Raw genomic sequence first — 24,995 nt, 5'->3', positions numbered from 1 at the left:
GGGTGGCGGTGCGGGGGTGGGGACGGTGGAGCCGGGGTGCGGTCACCCGCGGGCTCTCCGGCGGGCGGCGCTCCCCCGCGAGGCGATCGCCTCGCGGTAGAGGTCCGCGGTGCCCTGGGCCGCCCTGGCCCAGGTGAAGTTGGCCAGAACCCGTGCGCGTCCCGCGGCGCCCAGGCGGGCCCGCAGGTCCGCGTCGCCGAGCAGCCGGGCGAGGGCGGCCGCCAGGGCGCCCGCGTCGCCGGGGGGCACGGCCAGGCAGGTCTCGCCGTCGGGGCCGGCGACCTCGGGGATCGCGCCGCCGGTGGTGGCGACGAGCGGGGTCCCGGTGGCCATGGCCTCGGCGGCCGGCAGCGAGAACCCTTCGTACAGCGAGGGCACGCAGGCGATCTGGGCGGAGCGCACGAGGTCCACGAGCTCGGCGTCCGTGATCCCCTTGACGAACTCGACGGCGTCCTGGAGTCCGTACCGCTCGATGGCCTGCGCGACCGGCCCGTCCTCGGCGCGCCTGCCGACGACGACGAGGTGCGCGGCCGGGTTCTCGGTGCGGAGCTTGGCGAGGGCCTCGACGAGGTGGATCAGGCCCTTGAGCGGGACGTCGGCGCTGGAGGTGGTGACGATCCGGCCGGGGACCTCGGCGACGGACGGGTCGGGCGACCAGAGGTCGGTGTCGGCGCCGATGTGGACGACCCGGATGCGGTCGTCGCGTACGCCGAGGTGGTCGACGATCTCCTGCCGTGAGGAGCCGGAGACGGTCAGCACGGACGGCAGCCGGCGGGCGACCCGCTTCTGCATCCGGGTGAAGGCGTACCAGCGGCGGACCGAGGCGCGGCGCTTCCAGTCGGCGGCGGCGTCGAGTTCGAGCTGCCGGTCGACGGTGATGGGGTGGTGGATCGTGGTGACGAGCGGGGCGCCGATCGCGCCGGGGCCGCCGAGGAGTCCGTATCCGAGCGTCTGGTTGTCGTGGACGACGTCGAAGTCGCCGCGGCGGGCGGCGAGCATCCGCCGGGCGCGCAGGGAGAAGGTGAGGGGCTCGGGGAAGCCGCCGGTCCACATGGTGGCGACCTCGAGGGCGTCGATCCAGTCGCGGTACTCGTCCCGCTTCGGCGTGCGGAAGGGGTCCGGCGAGCGGTAGAGGTCGAGGCTGGCGATCTCGGTGAGCGGGACGCCTTCGTCGAGGGTGGGGTACGGCTGCGAGCCGATGACCTCGACGTGGTGGCCGAGGCGGGCGAGCTCGCGGGAGAGGTGCCGGACGTAGACGCCCTGGCCGCCGCAGAACGGGTTTCCCTTGTACGTGAGGAGAGCGATCCGCAACGGACCGTCACCGTCGGCGGGGGCACCCGGGGAGGCGCCCCGGCGGGGGCCAGCCTCTATGGCCTCAGCGGTCACTCGCGGCCCCCTTCGAGCTTGCGTTTCGCGGGAGCGTAACCGCTCGCGCTAATCTAGAACAAGTTTCAGACTTGATCGTTCTTGATCGTTCAAGGAGCACAGAATCTACCGGCAGGTAGCCCCGCGGTGAGAGCCGGAACAGGTGATTCGCGCCACGGCCGGAGCCCCGCCATACTGTCGCTCCCCCACCGCACGGAACGGGACCTCATGACGTCGGAAGACAGACCCGCCTCGCCGCCCCTGACAGAGCGCCAGGAGGCGCGTCGCCGCCGCATCCTGCACGCCAGCGCGCAGCTCGCCGGGCGGGGCGGTTTCGACGCCGTACAGATGCGTGAGGTCGCGGAGGCGGCCGGGGTGGCGCTCGGGACGCTGTACCGCTACTTCCCGTCCAAGATCCATCTGCTGGTCGCGACGATGCAGGACCAGCTCCAGCACATGCACACGACGCTGCGGAAGCGTCCCCCGGCGGCCGAGAACGCGGCGGAGCGGGTGGCGGAGACGCTGATGCGGGCGTTCCGGGCGTTGCAGCGGGAGCCGCAGCTGGCGGACGCGATGGTGCGGGCGCTGACGTTCGCGGACCGGAGCGTGAGCCCCGAGGTGGACACGGTCTCGCGGCTGACGACGGCGATCATCCTGGACGCGATGGGCCTGGAGCACCCGACGCCGCAGCAGCTCTCGGCGGTGCGGGTGATCGAGCACACCTGGCACTCGGCCCTGATCACCTGGCTGTCGGGGCGGGCCTCGATCGCACAGGTGAAGATCGACATCGAGACGGTCTGCCGGCTGATCGACCTGACCGCGCCGGACGGGACGACCGCACCGGGCGGGACGACCGCGCCCGCGCCCGCGGCCGCCGAGGGCCGCGGGGCGGTCTGAACGGGCCGTTACGGCTTCTTGTTCTTCTCCAGGTCGGCCTTGAACAGGGCCTCGCACTGCGGGGTGTTGTCCGTGCCGATGAACATCACGATCGAGAATCCGGTGGCGCCGTGGTTGCTGGCCTTGAGCGACCAGGTGCCCTTGTTCAGCGTCTTGATCGTGGACCCGGCCTGCTCCGTGCCCGGGCCGCCCTCCGTCCAGCCGCCGCCGGACAGCGTCTTGACCGTGGCGTCGTAGGACTTCTTGGGGTCGGCCGCCTTCTCCGCGTCGGCCGTCCAGGACACCATGCAGGTCTTCAGCCCCTCCGGGACGCCCTTGCCCGAGGAGTCCTGGACGAAGCCCGCCGCGGTGGCCGCGGCCTCGATCTCCTTCTCCACGGCGGCGGCGTCCGGGCTGTCGCCGCCACCCGCCTCGGAACCGCCGGTCGTGGAACCGGTCGCGGACTCCGACGACGAGCCACCCTTGTTCTTGCCCGAGCCACCCTCGCCGCCGCAGCCCGCGACCAGCAGCACCACACCGGCGGCCGCGGCCACCCACTTCGCCTTGCGCACAACTCTCCCAATTCCCGGCACACGAAGGCTCATTGCCCCCGCGATCAAGGGAGTAGTTTTGCACGAGTGAACAACCCCTTCGGCCGGAGCGTGGGCCGGGACGGTCAGCCGAGCGGGCCCGCGCCCGTGCCGCCGCCGGCCTGCTTGACACAGGCGTCCTCGCCGGCCGCCAGGTTGATGTACCCCTCATCGGGAAAGCTCCGGAACTCCGCCACCAAGGACCAGCCGCGCTTCTTGAAGACCCACAGGACTTCACCGACCGTCCCGTCGCTGGTCTTCCGCTCCCTCCGCTCACCGGACTGCTGCCAACCACGCTCGCGCAGTTCGTCCACCACCGCCTCGTACCGACGGAGGTGGACCGGCTCGGTCTCCGTGCCGAAGCCGCGGTAGGAAACCCCGCATGCCCCCAACGAGCCGGGCTTGGCGCGCGTGTCCATCGCCCTCCAGTCCGGGTCGGCGGGCGGTGCCCCGGCGTCCGCGGCCGACGTGTCGAGCTCCGCCCGCACCCGGTCCTTCGTGAGCGGTCCGGAGTCCTCGGGCCGGGCCGAGGCCGAGGGAGCCGCGGACGCACCGCCGCCCTCCCCCGCGCCGCAGCCCGCGGCACCGAGTACGACGGCCACGGCCGCGGCGGTCACGGCGGCCCTCCTTATCGCCGTCCTGCGCATGTTCGTTCCCCACCCCTGTTCGACGACTGCCGGGCTCGGTTCGCCCGGAGGTGCCGCAGGAGTGTTCCACAGGGCGCCTACTCCTCAGGAGGGAATATCGGCTCCCCGCCGTCCAGGAGCGTGATCGAGATGGCCTCCACCGGGCACCCCTCCGCCGCCGCGAGCACCTTCTCGTTCGCGTCCGACTCCGGTTCGCGCGGGTGGGACTGGCGGGCCGAGTCGAGGCGGAAGCCGTCCGGTGCGTGGTTCACGCACATGGCGGAGCCGATGCACACCCCGCGGTCGACCTCCACGTGCCAGCGGTCGCCCATCAGGCGCCCCCCGGCCCCTCGTACCCGGCCGGCAGGTGGATCATCTTGTGCTCCAGGTACTCCCCGAAGCCCTCCGGGCCGAACTCCCGCCCCAGACCGGAGTTCTTGTAGCCGCCGAACGGCCCCAGCATGTCCAGGCTGAAGGTGTTCACGTTGAACGTGCCCGTCCGCACCTGCCGGGCGAAGTCGATGCCGTGCTCCACGTCCTCGGTCCAGACGCTGCCGCTGAGCCCGTAGTCGGAGTCGTTGGCGATCCGGAGCGCCTCGCTCTCCTCCCCGTACGGAAGGAGGCAGACGACCGGGCCGAAGATCTCCTCGCGGGCGATCCGCATCGTGTTGTCGACGCCGCCGAAGAGGGTCGGTTCGACGTACCAGCCGCGCTCCAGGCCGGCCGGACGGCCGCCGCCCGAGAGGATCTTGGCGCCTTCCTCCTGGCCGATGCCGATGTAGTCGAGGGAGCGCTGCTGCTGCCGCTTCGCCACCAGCGGCCCGACCTGGGTCGCCGGGTCGAGCGGGTCGCCGACCACCAGGGCGCCCGCGGCCGCGGCGAACGCCTCGGCGATCTCGTCGTACCGGCCGCGCGGGGCGAGGATGCGGGTCTGGGCGACGCACGCCTGGCCGTTGTTCATCCAGGCGGCCGGGACGATGCCGGCCACGGCCGTGGCCACATCGGCGTCGGGCAGGATGACCGCCGCGGACTTGCCGCCGAGTTCGAGCGTGACGCGGGTGAGGTTGCGGGAGGCCACCTCCATCACGCGCTTCCCGGCCGCGACCGATCCGGTGAAGGAGACCTTGTCGACGCCCGGGTGCCCGACCAGGTACTCGCTGACCTCACGGTCGGCGGGCAGGATGGACAGGACGCCCTCGGGCAGCCCGGCCTCCGTCGCGATCTCCGCGAGAATGTACGAGTCGAGCGGGGACTCGGGGGACGGCTTGAGGACCACCGTGCAGCCGGCGAGGAGCGCGGGGCCGAGCTTGGCGGCGGCGGTGAACTGCGGGACGTTCCACGGCACGACCGCCGCGACGACGCCCACCGGCTCGCGCCGCACCAGGATCGGCCCGAGGACGCCGGCGCGCTGCCTCTCGTACGGGAAATCGCGCGCGACGGTGATCGCCGCGTCCCAGACCATCATCGCGCCGAGCGCCTGGGCGAGGACGCTCCAGGAGTACGGGGAGCCGTTCTGCGCGCTGATCGAGCGGGCGATCTCCTCGTGGCGTACCGCGACGGCGTCCTTGATCCGGGTGACGACCTCGATCCGCTCCTCGACGGTCATCCGGGGCCAGGGTCCGTGGTCGAAGGCCTCACGCGCGGCGGCGACGGCCCGGTCGACGTCGGCCTCGGAGGCGTGCGGCACGCGGCCGATGACCTCTTCGGTGTGGGGCGAGATCACCTCGATGACGTCCGTCCCGAGCGGATCGGTCAACTCCCCGCCGATGTACAGCTTTCCGTGCTCCACAAGCTCGGTCATGACCGACTGCCTCCAGGAACCCGTGACGTTTTCTGACTGTGTCTCAGAACTGATACCAGTTCTAGTTATAGTGGGCAATGGCCGAGCAGGCGTCGCCGCACCGTCCCGGGGAGATCCGGAGAGATGAGGTCCCATGCGTCAGGTGACCGAACACGGCGGAGGCGTCTGGTCGATCCAGGTCCCCATCCCCGACAACCCGCTCGGGCACACCCTGGTCCACGTCCTCGACACCGACCGCGGCCCCGTCCTGATCGACACCGGCTGGGACGACCCCGCCTCCTGGACCGAACTGTCGGACGGGCTCGCCGCGCTGGGCACCTCCGTACGGGACGTCCACGGCGTCGTCATCACCCACCATCACCCCGACCACCACGGCCTGTCGGGGAAGGTCCGCGAGGAGTCCGGCGCGTGGATCGCGATGCACGCCGCCGACACCGCCGTCGTCCGCCGCACCCGCGAGTCCGAGCCCGGCACCTGGCTCGACTACCTCGCCCGCAAACTGGCCACGGTCGGCGCACCCGAGGAGCACATCGCCCCGCTCCTCGCCGCCCGGTCGGGCGGCCGGACCCGCACCCTGCCCGGGCTCCGCTCGGCCCTCCCCGACCGCGAGATCGTCCCCGGCGAACTCCTCGACCTCGCCGGGCGGCGGCTGCGCGCGATCTGGACCCCCGGCCACACCCCCGGCCACGTCTGCCTCCACCTGGAGGAGGAGCACCCCGCGCGGCTGCCCGGCCACGGCCGGCTGTTCTCCGGCGACCATCTGCTGCCCGGGATCTCCCCGCACATCGGCCTCTACGAGGACCCGGACGACGCCACCGTCACCGACCCCCTCGGCGACTACCTGGACTCCCTGGAGCGGATCGGGAGGCTCGGCGTCGCCGAGGTGCTCCCCGCCCACCAGTACGCGTTCGCGGACGCGGCCGGCCGGGTGCGGGAGCTGCTCGACCACCACGAGGAGCGGCTGACCGGCCTCCTCGGCCTGCTGGCGACCCCGCTCACGCCGTGGCAGCTCGCCGAGCGCATGGAGTGGAACCGGCCCTGGGAGCAGATCCCGTACGGCTCCCGGAACATCGCGGTCAGCGAGGCCGAGGCCCATGTGCGGAGGCTGGTGAAGCTGGGGCGCGCGGAAGCGGCGGAGGGCACGGACCCGGTGGCGTACGTGGCGGTGTGAGCCTCTCCGGGGCGTCGGCGCGGGCGGGCGGAGCCTGCGTGTGAGGCGCCTCGCACCCACCGTTCGCAGGCGCTACGGGCCGGTAGAGTGTGCGAGTCGTCATCACACCCGTACGGGGGGAAGCCGGTGCAATTCCGGCGCTGACCCGCAACCGTGAGCCACCGTCGTGTGGCGAGTCGGAATGCCCCGTCCGGGACGTGACCGCCGGCACCGTCGAGGAATACGGAGCCGAGCCTGGTGCCTTGAGCGTGCCGGTGCCCGGCCGCAGGAGAGGCCAGCACGCATGACCACCGGGCCAGCACGCATGACCACCGTCCGCCGCGGCGCCGCCGCGTTCGCCGCCGCCGCGGTGCTCTGCACCGCCATGGCCCCCGCCGCGATCGCCGCGCCCTCCCCCACACCCACCCCCGCACCCGTGATCCCCGCCGGCCTCTACGGCACGAAGGACCCGACGTACGACGGTGTCTGGCGCCAGTCGCTCGCCTTCATCGCCCAGCGCACCCAGGGGGTGCAGCCCGCCGCGCAGGCGGTGGCGTGGCTGAGCGGCCAGCAGTGCGAGAGCGGCGCCTTCGCCTCGTACCGCCCGGACCCGGCCAAGCCCTGCGACCCGGCGACGATGCTGGACACCAACGCCACCGCCGTCGCCGTCCAGGCGCTCGCCGCGGTCAAGCCCGGCAGCACGGACCGCGCGGCTCAGGAGAAGCTCGGTAAGGCCGTCGACGCCGCCGCGGGCTGGCTGAAGGGTGTCCAGAACAAGGACGGCGGCTGGGGCTACAACCCCGGCAGCCCGAGCGACGCCAACTCCACCTCGATCGTGATCGGCGCCCTCGCCGCGCTGGGCCAGAAGCCGGGCGAGGTGAAGTCCGCCGAGGGCAGGACGCCGTACGACGCGCTGCTCTCCTTCGCCATCCCCTGCGCGACGAAGGACGGGGCGGGCGCCTTCGCGTACCAGCCCGACAAGAACGGCAAGCTCCTCGCGAACGCCGACGCCACCGCGGCCGCCGCGCTCGCCGGAATCGGCAAGAGCATCGCGGCCCGCTCCGTCACGCCCGCCCAGGCCCCCACCTGCACCGACCTGGCCGAGCCGACCGTCGAGCGGGCCGCCCGCAACGGCGCCTCCTACCTGGCCGGCGCGCTCGCCGGGACCGGTCACCTGAACACGCCGCCGATGCCCGGCGCCACCGACCCCACCCCGCTGCCCGACCACGGCAACACCGCCGACGCCGTCGTCGCGCTCGCCGCGAGCGGTGCCACGAAGGAGGCGGAGGGGGCGTTCGCCTGGCTGCGGCAGAACTCCGCCGCGTGGGCGAAGGAGAACGGGCCCGCCGCCTACGCCCAGCTGGTCCTCGCCGCGAACGCGATGCGTACCGACCCGCGTGCCTTCGGCTCCGTCGACCTCGTCAAGGAGCTGAACGCCACCGGCCCCGCGCCTCAGGCCGTGCCGTCCGCGACCCCGTCGGCGAGCGAGGGCGCCGGGGACTCCGGCTCCTTCGACGTGTGGTGGATCATCGGCATCGGCATGGTCGTCGGCGTCGGGATCGGCTTCCTGGTGAGCGGGCGCAAGAAGTGAGGACCGCCCGCCTGATCGGAGCGGCGGCCGGCATCGTCCTCACGCTGGCCGCCGCCGCTCCGGCGGAGGCCGCCGGGTACCGCTACTGGTCGTTCTGGCAGAGCGACGGCGGCGGGACCTGGGCGTACGCGACGCAGGGTCCGGCGACCGCCCGGCCCGCGGACGGGGACGCGATCGGCTTCCGCTTCGCGGTCAGCGAGGACACCGGGGACGCCTCCCGGCCCTCCGCAGGCCCCGACTTCTCGGCGATCTGCTCGGGCGTCGAGAAGAAGGCGGGCACCAAGCGGGTCGCGGTCGTCGTCGACTTCGGCTCGCCCGCGGACGCCCCCCGGGGCGAGACGCCGCCCGCACCGGCGCTGAGGACCGGCTGCGCGCGGGTCCGCGAGGACGCGACGGGCGCGGAGGCGCTGGCCGCGGTGGTGAAGCCGCTGCGGTACGACAGCGCGGCCCTGCTCTGCGGGATCGCCGGGTATCCGGCGAAGGGCTGCGGTGAGCAGGTGGCGGAGACCAACCCATGGACCACTGAGGGAATGCCCACCGGGAATCCCACGGCGACGGTCACCAAGCCGGCGGACGGTGACGGCGGCCCCTCCGCCGGGATCGTCGTCGGCGGGGCGGCCGTCCTCGCGCTCGGTGGCGCCGCGGTCTGGAAGGCGCGCCACCGCGCATGATCCGTGCCCCCGAGGCGATCCGTGCCCCCGAGGCGAACCGCTCCAACGCCTTGCACGCCGGCGCCTGGTGGCTGTGGGCGCTCGGACTGGCCGTGGCCGCCTCCCGTACCACCAACCCGCTGCTGCTCGGCCTGATCGTCGGGGTCGCGGGCTATGTCGTCGCGGCCCGCCGCACGGACGCGCCCTGGGCGCGCTCGTACGGGGCGTTCGTGAAGCTGGGTCTGTTCGTGGTGTTCCTGCGGGTGGTCTTCTCGGTCGTCCTCGGCTCGTCGATCCCGGGCACGCACGTGCTGTTCGCGCTGCCCGAGGTGCCGCTGCCCGCGTGGGCACAGGGTGTACGGATCGGGGGCCGGGTGCACGCCGAGCAGGTGGTCTTCGCGGTGTACGACGGGGCCAAGCTGGCGACCCTGCTGATCTGTGTGGGCGCGGCGAACGCGCTCGCCAACCCGGCGCGGCTGCTCAAGTCGCTGCCGGGCGCGCTGTACGAGGTGGGGGTCGCCGTCGTCGTGGCGATGACCTTCGCGCCGAACATGGTCGCGGACGTGGTGCGGCTGCGGACGGCCCGGCGGCTGCGGGGGCGGCCGACGGGCGGCGTCCGGGCGGTGCTCCAGATCGGGCTGCCCGTCCTGGAGGGCGCGCTGGAGCGGTCGATCGCGGTGGCGGCGTCGATGGACGCGCGGGGTTACGGGCGGACGGCGCAGGTGCCGGCGGCGGTGCGGCGCACGACGAACGTCCTCACCCTGGGCGGGCTGCTCGGGGTGTGCGCGGGGTCGTACGGACTGCTGGCGGCGCAGGGCGCGGGGTACGGGCTGCCGCTGGTCGTCGCCGGTCTCGTCGCGGCGCTGGCCGGGCTCCGGCTCGGCGGGCGCCGGGCGGTACGGACGCGGTACCGGCCCGACCGGTGGGGGGTGCGGGCGTGGCTGGTCGCCGGCTCGGGGGTGGCGGTGGCCGCGCTGATGATCTGGGCGAACGGCTACGCGTACGAGGCGCTGCATCCCGGGGTCGTCCCCCTGGTGGCGCCGGAACTGCCGGTGTGGCCCGCGCTGTCGTTGCTGGTGGGCCTGGTGCCCGCGTTCGTCGCCCCTGTACCCGAGGAGTGTTCGTGATCCGGTTCGAGAACGTCTCGGTGACGTACGGGGACGCCGGCGAGCCCACCCTGAGGGACCTGAGCCTGACGGTCCCCGAGGGCGAACTCGTCCTGCTGGTCGGCCCGTCGGGGGTCGGCAAGTCGACACTGCTCGGCGCGGTGTCGGGGCTCGTCCCGCACTTCACGGGTGGCACGCTGAGCGGCCGGGTCACGGTCGCGGGCCGGGACACCCGGACGCACAAGCCGCGCGAACTGGCGGACGTGGTCGGCACGGTGGGCCAGGACCCGCTCGCGCACTTCGTCACGGACACGGTCGAGGACGAGCTGGCGTACGGGATGGAGTCCCTGGGCCTCGCGCCGGCGGTGATGCGGCGCCGGGTGGAGGAGACCCTGGACCTGCTGGGCCTCGCGGAGCTGCGCGACCGGCCGATCGCCACGCTCTCCGGCGGCCAGCAGCAGCGGGTGGCGATCGGCTCGGTGCTGACCCCGCACCCCAAGGTCCTGGTCCTCGACGAGCCGACGTCCGCACTGGACCCGGCGGCGGCGGAGGACGTCCTGGCGGTGCTGCAGCGCCTGGTGCACGACCTGGGCACGACGGTCCTGATGGCCGAGCACCGCCTGGAGCGGGTGGTGCAGTACGCGGACCAGGTGCTGCTGCTCCCGGAGGGGGTCATGGGCCCGCCGGCCGACGTCATGGCGATCTCACCGGTCCACCCCCCGGTGGTCGCGCTGGGCCGCCTGGCGGGCTGGACCCCGCTCCCCCTGACCATCCGCGACGCCCGCCGCCGCGCAACCCCTCTGCGCACCCGCCTGAAGGACCGCACCCCGCAGCCGCCCGGGGCGCTCAGCCCCCAGCCAGGTACCGGCCTGCCGGGATCCGGCGGGGCGGAGGGGCGGGCGGCAGCTCCCGGAGGTCAACCACCCTCCAGCCCCCGGCAGGGTTTCGGGAAGGGGTGGGGTGCGGGACTCTCCCTCTTCCGGCGCCGCACCACCGGCACCCACGCCCCCGCACCCACCCTCCTCCTCGACGTCCGCGCCCTCGGCGTCCGCCGCGGCCGCGTCGAGGCTCTCCGTCACATCGACATCCACGTCGCCCCCGGAGAGACCGTCGCGCTCATGGGCCGTAACGGCGCCGGCAAGTCCACGCTGCTCAACACGCTCGTCGGCATGATCCCGCCCACCTCCGGCACCGCCCTCGTCGGCGGCCGCGTCCCGCACCGGACCGATCCGCGCGAGCTGATCCGCCAGGTGGGACTCGTACCGCAGGAGCCCCGCGATCTCCTCTACGCGGACACGGTCGCCGCCGAATGCTCCGCCGCCGACACCGACGCCGACGCCCCGCCCGGGACCTGCCGGTCCCTGGTGTCCGAGCTGCTTCCGGGCGTGGCGGACGACACCCACCCCCGTGACCTGTCCGAGGGCCAGCGCCTCGCGCTCGCCCTGGCCGTCGTCCTCACCGGGCGCCCCCCGCTCCTGCTCCTCGACGAGCCGACCCGCGGTCTTGACTACGCGGCCAAGGCCCGTCTCGTCGCGCATCTGCGCGAGCTGGCCGCCGCCGGTCATGCCATCGTGCTCGCCACCCACGACGTGGAGCTGGCCGCCGAGCTGGCGCACCGGGTGGTGATCCTCGCGGGCGGCGAGGTCGTGGCGGACGGTCCGACGTCCGAGGTCGTCGTCTCCTCCCCCGCCTTCTCCCCTCAGGTCGCGAAGATCCTCGCCCCGGAGCCGTGGCTCACGGTCGAGCAGGTCAGGAAGGCGCTGTGAAGACAGCCGTGAACGGAGGCTCGGCCCCGGGACGCCCGCGGAAGGCCGGCGCCCCCGCCAGAGGACCCGTCCGGCTCGGTCCCCGCTCCGTCGCGGCGCTCGTCCTGGTCTCCCTCACCGGGCTGATCGCCATCGGCTGGCCCCTCTTCGCGGACGCCTCCTCCGCCGTCACCACGCACGCCGCCGACGCCCCCTGGTTCTTCGCCGCCCTGCTGCCCCTGCTCATCGCGGTCGTGGTCGCCACCATCGCCGACTGCGGGATGGACGCGAAGGCGGTCGCGATGCTGGGCGTGCTGGCCGCCGTGGGGGCGGCGCTGCGGCCGCTCGGGGCGGGGACGGCGGGCCTGGAGCCGATGTTCTTCCTCATGGTGCTGAGCGGCCGGGTCCTCGGGCCGGGGTTCGGTTTCGTCCTCGGGGCGGTGACGATGTTCGCGTCCGCCCTGCTCACGGGCGGTGTGGGCCCGTGGATGCCGGTCCAGATGCTGGCGATGGGCTGGTTCACGATGGGCGCGGGTCTGTTGCCGGGACCCGTACGGCTCCGTGGCCGGGCCGAGCTGCTGATGCTGTCGGCGTACGGGTTCCTGGCGGCGTTCGCGTACGGCACCGTCACCAATCTGTACGGCTGGGTCACGGTGGGGGGCCTCGGGACCGGGATCTCCTTCGCCCCCGGCGACCCCGTCCACGAGAACCTGGTCCGTTTCCTCGCCTACGTCCTCGCCACCTCCCTCGGCTGGGACCTCGGCCGGGCCGCTCTCACCGTCGTCCTCACCCTGACGGTCGGCGGGACGCTCCTCAAGGCACTCCGGCGGGCCACGCGGCGGGCGAACTTCGAGGCCCAGGTCACATTCGGGGCCCCGGAAGAGCCCCCTCCGGGTGAGGCGCCCCACAGGACCTACGTCACGTACGAAGCGAAATAGGAGCGGGTCATACCCAGGCAAATTACCCCATAGCCGGGCGTGACCTGCGAAAACGCCCGACTCTCGACATCCGCCTTCTGCTGTACCTCCGAATCCGCGTCGTACAGGGGGTCATTGCATCGGCGTTCCAGCCCTGCTTGTCTGGTGGACGTCGCCAGGCAGCAGCGCTCAGCGCAGCGCCTCGGACAGGCCGATTCCCCCCAGGATCCGGATTCCCCGGGCTCTGGTTCCGGCTTGCCGAAAACGCCCGGCGCACCCCATGTCCCCGACGTTAGGTCGCTTCGTGTTCCGCTCGCTCTCCACTCGTGTCTCGTCCCGCAAGAAGACCTTCGCCGCCTCGGCAGCCGTGCTGCTCGGCGCCTCGGGTGCGGTGCTCGGCACGACGTCCACGGCCTCGGCCGCGACTCCGCAGGAGCTTGCCAAGCAGATCGTCCCGGCTTCGCAGTACCAGTCGTTCAGCAAGATCGTCGCCCACGAGTCCGGCTGGAACCCCTCCGCCACCAACTCGTCCAGCGGCGCCTACGGCCTGGTCCAGGCCCTGCCGGCCTCCAAGATGGCCTCGGCCGGTTCCGACTGGAAGACCAACCCGGCCACCCAGATCAAGTGGGGCCTCAACTACATGAACGAGCGCTACGGCAGCCCGAACGCCGCCTGGGCGTTCTGGCAGGCCAACGGCTGGTACTAAGAGTCCCCGCCGGCAGCCGCGCTCCCGCAAGGCCCCGCCCTCCTTACCGGAGGGGCGGGGCCTGCCGCGTTTCTCGGCCCGCGTTTCTCGGACCGCGTTTCTCGGCCGGCGGTTCTCGGGCCGCGTTTCTGTGACCCCGGGCGCGGACTACAGCCGCTGGATGATGGTCCCGGTGGCCAGCGCCCCGCCCGCGCACATCGTGATCAGCGCGAACTCCTTGTCCGTACGCTCCAGTTCGTGCAGGGCGGTGGTGATCAGGCGCGCCCCGGTGGCCCCCACCGGGTGACCGAGCGCGATGGCACCGCCGTTGACGTTGACCTTCTCAAGACCGTCCAGGTCCCGGTCGAATTCCTGCGCCCAGCTCAGCACCACCGACGCGAAGGCCTCGTTGATCTCGACGAGGTCGATGTCCTTGAGCGACATGCCGGCCTTGCCGAGGACGGCGCGGGTGGCGTCGATCGGTCCGTCGAGGTGGAAGTGCGGGTCGGAGCCGACCAGGGCCTGGGCGACGATCCGGGCGCGGGGCCTGAGCTTGAGGGCACGGGCCATGCGCTTGGAGGCCCACATCAGCGCGCAGGCGCCGTCGGAGATCTGGGAGGAGTTGCCGGCGGTGTGCACGGCGGTCGGCATGACCGGCTTGAGCCGGGCGAGCGCCTCCATGCTGGTGTCGCGCAGCCCCTCGTCCCGGTCCACGAGCCGCCACATGCCCTGTCCCGCGGCCTGCTCCTCCTCGGTGGTCGGCACCTGGACGGCGAAGGTCTCGCGCTTGAAGCGCTCCTCGGCCCAGGCGTTCGCGGCCCGTTCCTGGGAGAGCAGGCCGAGCGAGTCGACCCGTTCGCGGGTGAGGCCGCGGCGCCGGGCGATGCGCTCGGCGGCCTCGAACTGGTTGGGCAGGTCGACGTTCCACTCGTCGGGCCACGGCTTCCCGGGCCCGTGCTTGGAGCCGGAGCCCAGCGGGACACGCGACATGGCCTCCACTCCGCAGCTGATGCCGACGTCGATGACCCCGGCGGAGATCATGTTGGCGACCATGTGGCTCGCCTGCTGCGAGGAGCCGCACTGACAGTCGACCGTGGTGGCGGCCGTCTCGTAGGGAAGCCCCATGGTGAGCCAGGCGTTGCGCGCCGGGTTCATGGACTGCTCGCCGGCGTGGGTGACGGTGCCGCCGACGATCTGCTCGACGCAGTCGGCGTGGATGCCGGTGCGCCCGAGGAGTTCGCGATAGGTCTCGCCCAGGAGGTAGGCGGGGTGCAGATTGGCGAGCGCGCCCCCGCGCTTGCCGATGGGGGTGCGTACTGCTTCGACGATGACGGGTTCCGCGGCCATGAGCTCGTCCTCTCCTCGCCCGGGCGGGGTGTCCCGGCACTCCGCGACGGGGGCGGTACGGGGAACTGGTACGCGTTCTAGTTCTGACTGAAGTCTTATGACTGCTACCGCCGGTACGCAAGGGTTGTGCACGCACCCGCGTGCACCGATCACCGGCAACAGTTCCCGTCGCATGCCTTGCGACTTGTAGAACCCGTTACTACCTTGCGGGCATCTTCTGATGGGCCGTCAGACATCCGGCGGACAAGTGCCTCAGACATGGAGTGTGTTGCCGATGCCCTGCCCTCACCTCCCCGAAGGGTTCGACGCCACCGACCCCGATCTGCTCCAGAGCCGCATCCCCCTGCCGGAGTTCGCCCGGCTGCGGCAGACGGCGCCCGTCTGGTGGTGCCCCCAGCCGCGCGGCATCACCGGCTTCGACGACGAGGGCTACTGGGCCGTCACCCGGCACGCGGACGTCAAGTACGTCTCCACACACCCCGAACTCTTCTCCTCCACGGAGAACACGGCCATCATCCGCTTCAACGAGCACATCACCCGGGACCAGATCGAGGTCCAGAAACTGATCATGATCAACATGGACCCACCCGAGCACACGAGGGTCCGCCAGATCGTCCAGCGCGGCTTCACCCCCCGCGCCATCCGAGCCCTGCAGACGGCCCTGTGCGAGCGCGCCCGCGCGATCGTCGAGGAGGCGAAGCGGAACGCCGCCGCCGACGGGTCCTTCGACTTCGTCAGCCAGGTCGCGGTCGAGCTGCCGCTCCAGGCGATCGCCGAGCTCATCGGCGTACCGCAGGAGGACCGCGCCCGGATCTTCGACTGGTCGAACAAGATGATCGCGTACGACGATCCGGAATACGCCATCACCGAGGAGATCGGCGCCGAGGCCGCCATGGAGCTCATCGGCTACTCGATGAACCTGGCGGCCGAGCGCAAGAAGTGCCCCGCCCAGGACATCGTCACCCAGCTCGTCGCCGCGGAGGGCCAGGGCAACCTCTCCTCCGACGAGTTCGGCTTCTTCGTGCTGCTGCTCGCGGTGGCCGGGAACGAGACCACCCGCAACGCCATCAGCCACGGCATGCACGCCTTCCTCACCCACCCCGAGGAGTGGGAACTCTTCAAGCGGGAACGGCCGGCGACCGCCGCCGAGGAGATCGTGCGCTGGGCGACCCCGGTGGTCTCCTTCCAGCGCACGGCGACGCAGGACACCGAGATCGGCGGCCAGAAGGTCCGCAGGGGCGACCGGATCGGACTCTTCTACTCCTCCGCCAACAACGACCCCGAGGTCTTCGAGAACCCCGAGGTCTTCGACATCACACGCGACCCGAACCCGCACCTCGGCTTCGGCGGCGGAGGCCCGCACTTCTGCCTCGGCAAGTCCCTCGCCATCAACGAGATCGAGCTGATCTTCAACGCGCTCGCGGACGAGCTGCCCGATCTCGGCCTCGTGGGCGAGCCGCGCCGGCTGCGCGCGGCCTGGCTGAACGGGATCAAGGAGTTGAGGGTCCGGGTCGGCTCCTGACGGACCGGGCGGCGGGAGCTCACCCCCTACGCCTGGGACTCCCGCCCCCGCCTCCTCCCATCAGGCTCCAGCCGCGGAACCGGATCTTGGTGCTCCGCGTCTGAGGGGGCATGCGGGGGACACACAGACTTCTGACCATGCTCGTCGCGCTGCTCGCGCTCCAGCTCGGCTCACTCGTCGCACCGGCGTACGCGTGCGGCTGCGGAGCCATGATCCCGGACCGGAACCATCGCATCGGCGTCGACCGGGAGACCTCCGCCGTGCGCTGGGACGGCCGGACGGAACAGATCGTCATGCGCTTCACCGTGCGCGGCGACGCCGAGCGGGCCGCCTGGATCATGCCCGTACCCGGCCGGGCCGACGTCACGCTGGGCGACCCGGAGCTCTTCGACGAACTCGAGGAGCTCACCCGGCCCGAGCACAGGAAGCGGCACTACTTCTGGCCGCGCGCGAAGGACTGGCCCTTCGCCGGCGGCGCCGGGGACGGTGCGGCCGCCGCGCCGCCCGGCGACGGCGCGGTCGGCGTCGTCGGCCGCGAGCGGCTCGGCCCCTTCGACGTGGCACGGCTCACCGCCACCGACCCGAAGGCGCTCAGTGGCTGGCTGGAGAAGAACGGCTTCGAGCTCTCCGACGGGCTCGCGGCCGAGCTCCGGCCGTACGTCGCGCAGAAGTGGGAGTACGTCGCGGTGCGCCTCGCGCCCGACGCGGACGGCGCGGCGCTCCAGGGTGAGCTCGACCCGCTGCGGATCAGTTTCGCCAGCGAGCGGCTGATCTATCCCATGCGGCTCTCCCGCCTGGCGAAGACCCCGCAGTCCCTCGGCCTGTACGTCCTCGCCGACCACCGTATGGAGCCGCGCGACGACATCGGCGGGCGGGCACCCGAGGTGACCTTCGCCGGCGCGATCGAGCCCGAGGGCGCGGTGGCCGCGCTCACCGGCGGAAGCCCGGTCCATCTGACCGCCCTGGACCAGGAGTTCCCCGATCCCTCGCTGATCGACGGCGACCACGAGCTGAGGACCGTCGCCGACACCCCGTACCGGGAAGTGATCTACCACGACCGGCTGCTCACGATCGGCGGCGTCCCGGTCTGGCTCCTCACCGTGGGGGTCGTGCTGGTGGCGGCCGGGGCGATCGTGGCGGTACGCGTCCGGCAGCGGCGCCCTGCGGTACGTTCGGCCGCATGACCAACGATCAGTGGATCACCGTCGACCGCTACTTCACCGATCTGCTCACCCCGGCGGACGACGCGCTCGCCGCCGCCCTCGCCGACTCCACGGCCGCCGGGCTCCCCGAGATCGCCGTCGCCCCCAACCAGGGCAAGCTGCTGAACCTGCTGGTCGCGATGCAGGGCGCGCGCACGGTCCTGGAGATCGGCACGCTCGGCGGCTACAGCACGATCTGGATGGCCAGGGCGCTGCCGGCCGACGGCCGGCTGATCACCCTGGAGTACGACCCGGCCCGCGCGGACGTGGCCCGCGCCAACATCGCCCGGGCCGGCCTCGACTCGATCGTCGAGGTCCGGACGGGCGCGGCCCTGGACACCCTGCCGGCCCTGGAGTCGGAGGGCGCGGGCCCCTTCGACCTCGTCTTCATCGACGCCGACAAGGTGAACAACCCGCACTACGTGGAGTGGGCCCTGAAGCTCTCCCGCCCCGGCACGGTCGTCATCGTCGACAACGTGGTGCGTGGCGGGAGGATCGCCGACGAGCACTCCGACGACCCGGCGATCACCGGCACCCGCGCGATGTTCGAACTGATCGCGCGCGAGCCCCGGTTGGACGCGACGGCGTTCCAGACGGTGGGCCTGAAGGGTTACGACGGGCTGCTGCTCGCCCGCGTGGTGGCGTAGCGGGGCACACTCGACTGCCGGCCGGCGAAGAGCGGCACCTCGCCGGAGCCGTCGAGCACGACCACCCCGAAGGGCCGGTCGAAGGCGACCCGCGCGATCAGTTCGTGGCGGGGCGGAGCGCCGCCGCGGGTCATCGCGACGACGGTGACGGCGGCGGCCTCCACGCCCTCCTCCGCGACCTGGACGACGGCCTCCTGGACGGCGGCGGAGATCCACAGCGGCCGCTCGGCCGCGAGCCCCGTGAAGTCGGCCTCCGCCCGGGTCGCGAGGCCGGCCCCCAGGGCCCCGAGCCGCGCGTGCACATCGGTCTTCGTCCGCAGCGAGAAGCGGGGCAGCGCGAGATCGACGGCCTCGGCGGCGAGCGGCCTCCGCCGCGCGGCCGGCGCCCAGGCCGCGGGCAGCACCTCGGCGACGCCCGCGCCCTCGGGGCCGAGAACGAACCGGACCAGCGGCCCGGGCTCTCCCTCGCACGGCAGCTCCACGACGATCACCCCGTCCACGGTCCACACCCGGCGCGCGGACACCAGCTGACGCATCGTCGGTACGGAGACGGTGTCGCCGTTCGCGTCCGTGAAGGGCTCGTCCCGGGTCAGGGACGCCCTGAACGCAGCGCGCCAGGACGCCTTGAGGGCCAGCGCGTTGACGAGGACGAGCGCCTCGGAGCCGTCCAGCGCGAGCGGCAGCCGCTCGATCCGGCCGCCGGTGGACTCCCGTACCCACGCGTCGAGCCGCACCTGCGCGTCCCGGTCGAGCGCCCCGCACCCGGCGTCCGGCAGCGCCTTCACATACGCGGGGAGCAGCGGAATCCGGCTCCACACCCCGGTCGCCACATCCAGCGCACCGGTCCGCCCCAGCTCGCGCGCCACGACCGTCACCGCCTCGGCCGCCTCCTCGCCCGCGACCCCGAGCAGCGCCCGCAGTTCCTCGGCGGTCTCCCCGCGCGCCCCGGCGGCGACAGCGCCGAGCGCCAGCCACAGCCCGGCGGGCGAGCAGACGAAGTCCTCCTCGCCGGCCTCCCCGGCGAGGAGCGGCAGCCAGCGTTCCGCGAGGGCGCGGACGGCCTCCGCGCGCGTGATCAGTTCCGTACCACCCATATCCTGCCCCTCATGAGCATCGTGAAGATCAACGTCCTGACCGTCCCGGCCGAACAGCGCGAGGTCCTCGAGCAGCGTTTCGCGTCCCGTGCCGGGGCCGTGGAGGGCTCCGACGGCTTCGAGTGGTTCGAGCTGCTGCGTCCGGTGGAGGGTACGGACCAGTACCTGGTGTACACCCGCTGGCGCAGTGAGGAGGACTTCCAGAACTGGATGAGCGGTTCCATGAAGGCCGCCCACGGGGGCGGAGGCGGCGGATCCGCCGAGGAGCGCCCGAAGCCGGCCGCGAGCGGCTCCACGCTCTGGTCGTTCGAGGTCGTGCAGCAGGCGTCCCCCAAGTAATCGCGCGACGGGTACGGGTCATGCCCGGCACACTGACGCGCATGACCTGGACCTTCTCTCCCGAGCACGTCGGCACCCCGGACGCCACCGCCCTGCGCCGCGACTACTACGACGACGTGGCGAGCCGTTACTGGCGGCGGCCCGCGACGGCGGCGGAGATCGACGAGGGCCTGACGAACGACGGGGTGGAGCTGCTGACCCCGCCGACCGGCCAGTTCCTGGTCGGCCGGTACGAGGGGAAGCCGGCCGCCTGCGGCGGTGTGCTGCTCCTCGACGAGGAACGCGCCGAGCTGACCCGGGTCTTCCTGCGCCACGCGTTTCGGGGCACGGGCGGCGCCGGGGCGCTGATGGGGCGGTTGGAGGACGCCGCCCGCGCGCTCGGAGCGCGCCGGATGGTCCTCAACACGCGCCTGGACCTGAGAGAGGCGCGCGCGCTCTACACGCGCCACGGGTACGTCGAGATCCCCGCGTACTGCGAGGGTCCGTACATGGACATCTGGTACGGCAAGGAGCTGTAGACGTCACGCGTGATGGTCGCGGGGCGGCTCGGGCAGGTGGGGGCGCTCCGCGTCCGAGCCGCTCAGCTCGGAGGTCAGCTCCTCCACCAGCTTCACCAGGTCGGTGGGCCGGTCCGGACCCCACCAGTCCCCCAACAGCTCGGCGAGCGACTCCTCGCGCGCCCTCGCCAGCTTGACCGCCGCCTCGACGCCCTCGTCGGTGAGCATCAGCTGCAGCCCCTCCCGGCGGGCGAGGCGGCGCTCCTCCACCTGGCGGGACGCCTCGGTGATGGCCCGCAGCGGTACGGGGGTGGTCTCGGCGAGCCGGGCCGGTTCCACGGTGCCGTGGCGGCGGATCCGCAGCAGCAGCCAGCTCGCGGCGGGCAGCAGATCGAGCCCGGCCTTCGCCGTGATCTTCTCGTAGATCGCCTTGCGTCCCTCGCGTGAACCGAGCACGGACAGGGCGCGGGCGCACTCGTCGTACGAGGACCGCTCCACCGGGTTGGAGGCCAGGGTCTGGCTGGTGTCGGGGGCGGTGACCGAGCCGCGCAGCTTGTCCTCCTTGAGGAACCAGGCGACCACGAAGGCGATGAGGACCACGGGCGCCGCGTAGAGGAAGACATCGGTGATCGAGGTCGCGTACGCGTGCAGGACCGACGGCCTCAGCTCGGGCGGCAGCGCGGCGATGGCGCGCGGGTCGGCCGCGATCCGCTCGGGTCCGGTCCCCGGTGGCAGCGGCCGGCCGGCGAGCGCGTCGTCGAGCTTGGTGGTGAGCCGGTTGGTGAAGATCGTCCCGAAGACGGCCACGCCGAAGGAGGCTCCGATGGACCGGAAGAAGGTCGCGCCGGAGGTGGCGACACCGAGGTCCTGGTACGAGACGGCGTTCTGCACGACGAGGACCAGGACCTGCATGACCAGGCCGAGTCCCACGCCGAAGACGAAGAAGTAGACGCTCATCTCCCAGGTGGAGCTGGTCTCCTTCAGTTCGTTGAGCAGCAGCAGCCCGAGGCCGGTGAGGGCGGTGCCCGTGATCGGGAAGACCTTCCAGCGGCCGGTGCGGGAGACGATCTGGCCGGAGGCGGTCGAGGTGAGGAGCATGCCGAGGACCATGGGCAGCATGTGGACGCCGGACATGGTCGGGGTGACGCCCTGGACGACCTGGAGGAAGGTCGGCAGATAGGTCATCGCGCCGAACATCGCGAAGCCCACGACAAAGCTGATGACCGAGACGAGCGTGAAGGTCCGGATCCGGAAGAGCTTCAGCGGCAGGACGGGTTCGGCGGCGCGCTTCTCGACGTACACGAACCACACCAGGAGCACGGCGCCGAGCACGGCGAGCCCGATGATCTGCGGGGATCCCCAGTCCCAGGTGGTGCCGCCGAGGGAGGCCACGAGGACGAGGCAGGTGGCCACCGAGGCGATGAGGAAGGTGCCGAGGTAGTCGATGGTGTGCCGGGTGCCGCGTACCGGGATGTGCAGCACGGCGGCGATCACGAAGAGGGCGACGACGCCGATGGGCAGGTTGATGTAGAACACCCAGCGCCAGGAGAGGTGCTCGGTGAACAGTCCGCCGAGCAGCGGTCCGAGGACGCTGGTGGCGCCGAAGACGGCGCCGAAGAGCCCTTGGTACTTTCCGCGTTCCCGGGGCGAGACGAGGTCGCCGACGATGGCCATCGACAGGACCATGAGACCGCCGCCGCCCAGGCCCTGGATGCCGCGGAAGGCGATGAGCTGCGGCATGTTCTGCGCGATGCCGCAGAGGGCCGAGCCGATGAGGAAGATGACGATGGCGGCCTGGAAGAGTTTTTTACGGCCGTACTGGTCGCCGAGCTTGCCCCACAGCGGGGTCGCCGCCGTCGAGGCGAGCATGTAGGCGGTGACGACCCAGGAGAGGTGCTCCATGCCGCCGAGCTCGCTGACGATGGTCGGCAGAGCGGTGGAGACGATGGTCTGGTCGAGTGCGGCGAGCAGCATGCCGAGCAGCAGCGCACCGATGGCGACGACGACGCTTCGGTGACTCCGCCCCTCCCCCGGCGCGGGGTCGCCGCCGACGTCCGGCGTGCGTACTTCCTGGGCCATGGGCATCTCCGGAGGGTGTCCTCGGGGGCAGTACCTCTCCATCCTGATTGTTATGTCCGCTTATGGCCTGCCGAGGGGGGCCGCGGTTCGTCCGACCGACGGGAGCGGCCTGCATAATCGCTCGCAGTTGGATTGGGGAGGGGACCCTCGATGGTCGGACAGGTCTGTCCTGAATGTGGTGTGGAGAGAAGACCGGGCTGCGCCTGTGTCCAGGCGGAGATCGCCGCGGCGGAGGACTTCGATCCGCTGCGGATCCGGCCGTACGTGACGCTGGACGCGCCGGAGCCGGGCACGTACGAGGCGCCGGAGGCTCCCCCCGTACCGCCGCCTGTGCGGACGCCGGCGCCCGTGGCGGCGCCGCCGGTGGCGCAGCCGGCCGGGGATGCCGCCGAGACCATGCCGCTGCTGCTGCCCGGCGTCGGCAACGGCGTCGACCAGGACGAGGCGTACGACGGGGGCGACGCGTACGGCGGGGACGGATACCGCGGGTACGACGAGCCGGAGCCGCGGCCTGCCACACGCCGGCGCGGCGCGCTCGTGGCGCTCGCGGCGGCGGTCGCGGTGGCCGTCATCGGCACCGCGGCCGTCGCGACCGGGCTGCTGGACGACGACGGCGGGACGGACGACCGGGCGGCCGTCCCCACGGTCACCACGAGCGCGTCGGAGAACGTGGCCGTCTCCGAGGAGCCGTCCACCACGCCCTCCACCTCGGCCTCGGCCTCGGCCTCCGCCTCCGCCTCCCCTTCGACCTCGCCCTCAGGGTCCGCCTCGGCGTCCTCCTCGCCCTCCGCCGTCCGGACCACGCGGGCCACCACCGCGCCCGCCGCCCCGCCGCCCCCCTCGGCCACGCGGACCACCTCCTCCCCCACGCCGACACCCACCCCGGACACACCCGGCCCCACCCTCCGCTACGGGGACTCCGGGGCCGAGGTCGAGGAGCTGCAGCGGCGGCTGACCCACGTGCGGGCCTACGACGGCCCGATCGACGGCTCGTACTCCCGGCAGGTGCGCCGCGCGGTCGAGAGGTTCCAGTCGTGGCAGTACATCCAGGAGGACGAGAAGGGCGTGTACGGGCCGGAGACCCGCCGGGCCCTGGAGGCACAGACCCCGGACTGAGCCGCCGGGGTCCGCGATGCGGGACGGATTGGCGGAGACCGCCCCGCGTTTTGTATCGTGGAGAAACAAAGTGGCCCCGCCCGTACTCCCTGACCGGCGGGCGGGACCGCTCTGTTTCTCCTCCCACCCCTCTGGAGACCGTCGATGCCCGCCATCACCCCGGCAACGCTCACGACCCGCGCCCTCCTCCTGGACATGGACGGCACCCTCGTCAACTCGGACGCCGTCGTCGAGCGCTGCTGGCGCCGCTGGGCCGTCCGGCACGGACTGGACCCCGAGCAGGCGCTCAAGGTGGTCCACGGCCGCCAGGGGTACGCGACGATGGCCGTCCTCCTCCCGGACCGGCCCATGGAGCAGAACCACGCGGACAACCGGGTGATGCTGGCGGAGGAGACCGCCGACCTCGACGGCGTCGTGCCCGTCCCGGGCGCCCCGGCCTTCATGACCGCCATAGCGGGCCTCCCGCACGCCCTGGTGACCTCGGCGGACGAGGCCCTCGCCCAGGCGCGGATGGGCGCGGCGGGGCTGCGGATGCCGGAGACCCGGGTCACGGCGGAGCGGGTCGGCGCGAGCAAGCCGGACCCGGAGGGCTTCCTCAAGGGCGCGGCGGAACTGGGCTTCGACCCGGCCGACTGCGTGGTCTTCGAGGACTCCGAGGCGGGCATACAGGCGGGGCGCTCGGCGGGGATGCGCGTGATCGGCGTGGGCCCGAGGGCGGCGGCCTTCGCCCCGGACGTCCACGTCATGGACCTCACGGCGCTGGAGGTCGAACCCGTCGCGGAGGGCATCCGCCTCACCTTCCCGGCCTGACGCCACCGACCGGCAGCCGGAACACAACCCGACGGAACCGGCTCCCTCGCCCCCGGGCCGCAGCCGGGACACAACGCGACGGGGGCCAGGGCCGGAGCGTGGGGGGTGTGCGGACGTAAGGCGTCGGAACTCGCGCGGAGCGCGGTGAGACGCAGTCCGCACACCTCCCACCGGAGGCCCCGGACCCCGGACCCACCCGCGGGTGAGACCAGGCCCCCGGGACCCGGCACCTCACAGGCGCCCGGCCACCCGCCCCCGGTCACCCGCCACGCGTCAACGCGCCCCTCGCCACCAGCTCCAGCACCGCCGCCACCGCCACCGCCTGGACCACCAGCAGCGCCACCAGCACGAACAGCTGCACCGCTCCCGCCTCCCACGGTGACGCCCCGCCCAGCAGCATCCCCACGAACGCGCCCGGCAGCGTGACGAGCCCCACCGTCCGCGTCTGGTCGAGGCCCGGCAGCAGGGCGTCCGACGCCGCCCGCCGCGCCACCTCCAGCCGCGCCTCCCGCTCGACAAGACCGAGGGCGAGCCCCGCCTCGACCTCGCCCCGCCGCGTCTCCAGCTCGTCCAGCGCGCGCCGCCCGCCCAGCACGGTGGCCGTCAGCGCGCCGCCGATGAGGATGCCGGTCACCGGGATGAGCGCCACGCCCCGCACCGGTACGAGCCCGGCGAGCACGAGCGTCCCGACGACCGGCACCACGCCCGCCGCGATCGGCACGCCGGCCCACCACCAGCCGCGCCCCGGAGACGGCACCACCCGCCGCCCGGCGGTCCACACGGCCACCCCGTACATCAGCAGCAGGAACCCCAGCAGCAGCGGCAGGTGCCGTATCACCCAGCCGATCACGAGCGACACCGCGATCAGCTGGACCGCCGCACGGCCGCCCGCGATCAGGGTGTCGCGGGCGCGTCCGAGCCGGGCGAGCGCGACGACGCCCGCGGCCACGCCGAGCAGAACGGCGAGAACCACCGCGAAGGTGACGTTCACTTCCAGAAGCACACGCCAACCGTAGGGCCGGGAAACGGAACTGTCGTTCCGTCATACCGTTCCTAGAGACTGAGCGGGAGTGAGTCCTGTTGCCAGGACTCATGCTCAGCCGAACGCCCCGAACGGTTTTGGGCGTTCTGGTTGCCCGCTTTCCCTCCGCGTCCGGGCGGCGCGCATCGTGTGCGTGGTCCGGGGATGCGGGGGCGGGTTTCCTCACGCCCGAGGGTGCCCGATGGGGCCTGGGCGGTC

Annotated in this window: 24 protein-coding genes, 1 pseudogene and 1 riboswitch; of the genes and pseudogenes, 15 read left to right on the top strand and 10 right to left on the bottom strand. The window is 72.7% G+C overall.

All coding sequences use genetic code 11. From position 1 onward, the window contains the following. Positions 1–42 precede the first annotated feature (42 nt). Positions 43–1,386 (bottom strand): glycosyltransferase family 4 protein, encoded by a 1,344-nt coding sequence (locus tag ACFYV5_RS32650; RefSeq protein WP_389174617.1) that lies wholly within the window; start codon positions 1,384–1,386, stop codon positions 43–45. 207 nt (positions 1,387–1,593) lie between these two features. Between ACFYV5_RS32650 and ACFYV5_RS32645 the strand changes: the two genes are divergently transcribed. After that, complete coding sequence (locus ACFYV5_RS32645; protein ID WP_389174614.1) at positions 1,594–2,262, top strand: TetR family transcriptional regulator; 669 nt, start codon at positions 1,594–1,596, stop codon at positions 2,260–2,262. 8 nt (positions 2,263–2,270) lie between these two features. Here ACFYV5_RS32645 and ACFYV5_RS32640 read toward each other — a convergent pair whose 3' ends face one another. The 4 genes from ACFYV5_RS32640 to ACFYV5_RS32625 all read right to left on the bottom strand — a co-directional run bounded on the left by ACFYV5_RS32640 (position 2,271) and on the right by ACFYV5_RS32625 (position 5,258). After that, on the bottom strand, positions 2,271–2,813 hold the full coding sequence (locus ACFYV5_RS32640; RefSeq protein ID WP_389174611.1) for a hypothetical protein: 543 nt from the start codon (positions 2,811–2,813) through the stop codon (positions 2,271–2,273). A gap of 104 nt (positions 2,814–2,917) precedes the next feature. Next, entirely contained in the window at positions 2,918–3,448 is a 531-nt protein-coding gene (locus ACFYV5_RS32635; RefSeq protein ID WP_389174608.1) for a hypothetical protein, read from the bottom strand. 107 nt (positions 3,449–3,555) lie between these two features. After that, a complete protein-coding gene (locus ACFYV5_RS32630) occupies positions 3,556–3,789 on the bottom strand; it encodes a ferredoxin (protein WP_389174605.1) in 234 nt (77 codons plus the stop codon). Next, a complete protein-coding gene (locus ACFYV5_RS32625; RefSeq protein WP_389174602.1) occupies positions 3,789–5,258 on the bottom strand; it encodes an aldehyde dehydrogenase in 1,470 nt (489 codons plus the stop codon). Before ACFYV5_RS32625 ends, ACFYV5_RS32630 begins: the two co-directional genes overlap by 1 nt. A 133-nt stretch (positions 5,259–5,391) precedes the next feature. Between ACFYV5_RS32625 and ACFYV5_RS32620 the strand changes: the two genes are divergently transcribed. The 7 genes from ACFYV5_RS32620 to ACFYV5_RS32590 all read left to right on the top strand — a co-directional run bounded on the left by ACFYV5_RS32620 (position 5,392) and on the right by ACFYV5_RS32590 (position 13,123). Continuing rightward, positions 5,392–6,429 (top strand): MBL fold metallo-hydrolase, encoded by a 1,038-nt coding sequence (locus ACFYV5_RS32620; protein ID WP_389174599.1) that lies wholly within the window; start codon positions 5,392–5,394, stop codon positions 6,427–6,429. Between the two features lie 116 nt (positions 6,430–6,545). Continuing rightward, positions 6,546–6,616: riboswitch (cobalamin riboswitch) on the top strand. 117 nt (positions 6,617–6,733) lie between these two features. Continuing rightward, on the top strand, positions 6,734–7,999 hold the full coding sequence (locus tag ACFYV5_RS32615; RefSeq protein ID WP_389174877.1) for a prenyltransferase/squalene oxidase repeat-containing protein: 1,266 nt from the start codon (positions 6,734–6,736) through the stop codon (positions 7,997–7,999). Beyond that, positions 7,996–8,670, top strand: coding sequence for an SCO2322 family protein (locus ACFYV5_RS32610; RefSeq protein ID WP_389174596.1), 675 nt, complete (start codon positions 7,996–7,998; stop codon positions 8,668–8,670). Before ACFYV5_RS32615 ends, ACFYV5_RS32610 begins: the two co-directional genes overlap by 4 nt. Then, positions 8,667–9,776, top strand: coding sequence for an energy-coupling factor transporter transmembrane component T (locus ACFYV5_RS32605; RefSeq protein WP_389174594.1), 1,110 nt, complete (start codon positions 8,667–8,669; stop codon positions 9,774–9,776). Before ACFYV5_RS32610 ends, ACFYV5_RS32605 begins: the two co-directional genes overlap by 4 nt. Further along, entirely contained in the window at positions 9,773–11,521 is a 1,749-nt protein-coding gene (locus tag ACFYV5_RS32600) for an ABC transporter ATP-binding protein (RefSeq protein ID WP_389174591.1), read from the top strand. Before ACFYV5_RS32605 ends, ACFYV5_RS32600 begins: the two co-directional genes overlap by 4 nt. Before the next feature lie 8 nt (positions 11,522–11,529). Continuing rightward, positions 11,530–12,438: an ECF transporter S component gene (locus tag ACFYV5_RS32595; RefSeq protein ID WP_389174874.1), complete on the top strand. Its 909-nt coding sequence runs from the start codon at positions 11,530–11,532 to the stop codon at positions 12,436–12,438. A gap of 283 nt (positions 12,439–12,721) precedes the next feature. Beyond that, positions 12,722–13,123, top strand: a complete 402-nt coding sequence (locus ACFYV5_RS32590; RefSeq protein WP_355108657.1) for a transglycosylase SLT domain-containing protein — start codon at positions 12,722–12,724, stop codon at positions 13,121–13,123. Positions 13,124–13,270: 147 nt separating this feature from the next. Here the strand turns inward: ACFYV5_RS32590 and ACFYV5_RS32585 are convergent, their stop codons facing one another. After that, entirely contained in the window at positions 13,271–14,449 is a 1,179-nt protein-coding gene (locus ACFYV5_RS32585; RefSeq protein ID WP_355108655.1) for a steroid 3-ketoacyl-CoA thiolase, read from the bottom strand. A 274-nt stretch (positions 14,450–14,723) separates the two neighbouring features. On the opposite strand from ACFYV5_RS32585, the gene ACFYV5_RS32580 reads away from it, so the two are divergent. The 3 genes from ACFYV5_RS32580 (at position 14,724) to ACFYV5_RS32570 (ending at position 17,820) form a co-directional block, all read left to right on the top strand. Further along, complete coding sequence (locus ACFYV5_RS32580) at positions 14,724–15,971, top strand: cytochrome P450 (protein ID WP_389174586.1); 1,248 nt, start codon at positions 14,724–14,726, stop codon at positions 15,969–15,971. Positions 15,972–16,108: 137 nt separating this feature from the next. After that, entirely contained in the window at positions 16,109–17,155 is a 1,047-nt protein-coding gene (locus tag ACFYV5_RS32575) for a DUF2330 domain-containing protein (protein ID WP_389174583.1), read from the top strand. Further along, entirely contained in the window at positions 17,152–17,820 is a 669-nt protein-coding gene (locus ACFYV5_RS32570; protein ID WP_355108649.1) for an O-methyltransferase, read from the top strand. The genes ACFYV5_RS32575 and ACFYV5_RS32570 overlap by 4 nt, the downstream gene beginning before the upstream one ends. On the opposite strand, the gene ACFYV5_RS32565 is transcribed toward ACFYV5_RS32570, so the two are convergent. Beyond that, positions 17,784–18,914: a serpin family protein gene (locus ACFYV5_RS32565; protein ID WP_389174580.1), complete on the bottom strand. Its 1,131-nt coding sequence runs from the start codon at positions 18,912–18,914 to the stop codon at positions 17,784–17,786. The two genes, ACFYV5_RS32570 and ACFYV5_RS32565, sit on opposite strands and share 37 nt — an antisense overlap. A gap of 12 nt (positions 18,915–18,926) precedes the next feature. Between ACFYV5_RS32565 and ACFYV5_RS32560 the strand changes: the two genes are divergently transcribed. Continuing rightward, positions 18,927–19,253, top strand: a complete 327-nt coding sequence (locus ACFYV5_RS32560; protein WP_355108645.1) for an antibiotic biosynthesis monooxygenase — start codon at positions 18,927–18,929, stop codon at positions 19,251–19,253. Positions 19,254–19,294: 41 nt separating this feature from the next. Then, positions 19,295–19,771, top strand: coding sequence for a GNAT family N-acetyltransferase (locus ACFYV5_RS32555; RefSeq protein WP_389174575.1), 477 nt, complete (start codon positions 19,295–19,297; stop codon positions 19,769–19,771). A gap of 3 nt (positions 19,772–19,774) precedes the next feature. Here the strand turns inward: ACFYV5_RS32555 and ACFYV5_RS32550 are convergent, their stop codons facing one another. Further along, a complete protein-coding gene (locus tag ACFYV5_RS32550) occupies positions 19,775–21,829 on the bottom strand; it encodes a DHA2 family efflux MFS transporter permease subunit (protein WP_389174573.1) in 2,055 nt (684 codons plus the stop codon). A gap of 180 nt (positions 21,830–22,009) precedes the next feature. Between ACFYV5_RS32550 and ACFYV5_RS32545 the strand changes: the two genes are divergently transcribed. Continuing rightward, the gene (locus tag ACFYV5_RS32545; RefSeq protein ID WP_389174570.1) at positions 22,010–22,945 is read left to right on the top strand and encodes a peptidoglycan-binding protein; all 936 of its coding nucleotides are present in this window, start codon (positions 22,010–22,012) and stop codon (positions 22,943–22,945) included. A 144-nt stretch (positions 22,946–23,089) separates the two neighbouring features. Further along, a complete protein-coding gene (locus ACFYV5_RS32540; protein WP_389174567.1) occupies positions 23,090–23,755 on the top strand; it encodes an HAD-IA family hydrolase in 666 nt (221 codons plus the stop codon). A gap of 259 nt (positions 23,756–24,014) precedes the next feature. Here the strand turns inward: ACFYV5_RS32540 and ACFYV5_RS32535 are convergent, their stop codons facing one another. After that, positions 24,015–24,758, bottom strand: a complete 744-nt coding sequence (locus ACFYV5_RS32535) for an ABC transporter permease (protein ID WP_389174564.1) — start codon at positions 24,756–24,758, stop codon at positions 24,015–24,017. Between the two features lie 50 nt (positions 24,759–24,808). Further along, a pseudogene (locus ACFYV5_RS32530) lies at positions 24,809–24,995 on the bottom strand (IS200/IS605 family accessory protein TnpB-related protein); the annotation flags it as partial.

Source organism: Streptomyces sp. NPDC003035 (assembly GCF_042888285.1).
Taxonomy (GTDB): Bacteria; Actinomycetota; Actinomycetes; order Streptomycetales; family Streptomycetaceae; genus Streptomyces.
This window is presented reverse-complemented; position numbering and strand designations above follow the sequence as displayed.

Coding starts and splice junctions, on each gene's coding strand:
- ACFYV5_RS32630 (WP_389174605.1), bottom strand. CDS start 3,789: ATGGGCGACCGCTGGCACGTGGAGGTCGACCGCGGGGTGTGCATCGGC.
- ACFYV5_RS32605 (WP_389174594.1), top strand. CDS start 8,667: ATGATCCGTGCCCCCGAGGCGATCCGTGCCCCCGAGGCGAACCGCTCC.
- ACFYV5_RS32575 (WP_389174583.1), top strand. CDS start 16,109: ATGCTCGTCGCGCTGCTCGCGCTCCAGCTCGGCTCACTCGTCGCACCG.
- ACFYV5_RS32620 (WP_389174599.1), top strand. CDS start 5,392: ATGCGTCAGGTGACCGAACACGGCGGAGGCGTCTGGTCGATCCAGGTC.
- ACFYV5_RS32580 (WP_389174586.1), top strand. CDS start 14,724: ATGCCCTGCCCTCACCTCCCCGAAGGGTTCGACGCCACCGACCCCGAT.
- ACFYV5_RS32615 (WP_389174877.1), top strand. CDS start 6,734: ATGACCACCGTCCGCCGCGGCGCCGCCGCGTTCGCCGCCGCCGCGGTG.
- ACFYV5_RS32570 (WP_355108649.1), top strand. CDS start 17,152: ATGACCAACGATCAGTGGATCACCGTCGACCGCTACTTCACCGATCTG.
- ACFYV5_RS32560 (WP_355108645.1), top strand. CDS start 18,927: ATGAGCATCGTGAAGATCAACGTCCTGACCGTCCCGGCCGAACAGCGC.
- ACFYV5_RS32540 (WP_389174567.1), top strand. CDS start 23,090: ATGCCCGCCATCACCCCGGCAACGCTCACGACCCGCGCCCTCCTCCTG.
- ACFYV5_RS32645 (WP_389174614.1), top strand. CDS start 1,594: ATGACGTCGGAAGACAGACCCGCCTCGCCGCCCCTGACAGAGCGCCAG.
- ACFYV5_RS32585 (WP_355108655.1), bottom strand. CDS start 14,449: ATGGCCGCGGAACCCGTCATCGTCGAAGCAGTACGCACCCCCATCGGC.
- ACFYV5_RS32625 (WP_389174602.1), bottom strand. CDS start 5,258: ATGACCGAGCTTGTGGAGCACGGAAAGCTGTACATCGGCGGGGAGTTG.
- ACFYV5_RS32550 (WP_389174573.1), bottom strand. CDS start 21,829: ATGGCCCAGGAAGTACGCACGCCGGACGTCGGCGGCGACCCCGCGCCG.
- ACFYV5_RS32555 (WP_389174575.1), top strand. CDS start 19,295: ATGACCTGGACCTTCTCTCCCGAGCACGTCGGCACCCCGGACGCCACC.
- ACFYV5_RS32565 (WP_389174580.1), bottom strand. CDS start 18,914: ATGGGTGGTACGGAACTGATCACGCGCGCGGAGGCCGTCCGCGCCCTC.